We start from the raw sequence: 233 nt of genomic DNA on the forward strand, positions 1-233 counted from the left end.
ACGCAGACGAGGGCGACGATGACGCTTTCCTCGATCAGCGTGCCCTTGAGGGTCTCGATGGCCGCCTCGATGGGTGCGAGCGGTCGTAGACCGGCAGGATCTCCGTGCCCTTGGGCAGGCTGGCGGCGACATCGGACAGCCGGGCCTTCACGTTCTCGATGACGTTCAGGGCGTAGGCACCGAACCGTTGCAGGACGATCCCGCCGGCGACCTCGCCGTCGCCGTTCATCTCG

Annotated in this window: 1 pseudogene; it reads right to left on the reverse strand. The window is 67.0% G+C overall.

The features are described from left to right. Positions 1-233, reverse strand: a pseudogene (locus AC0IY0_RS29095) (efflux RND transporter permease subunit); the annotation flags it as partial.

It is taken from the genome of Methylobacterium sp. AC315, assembly GCF_979253755.1.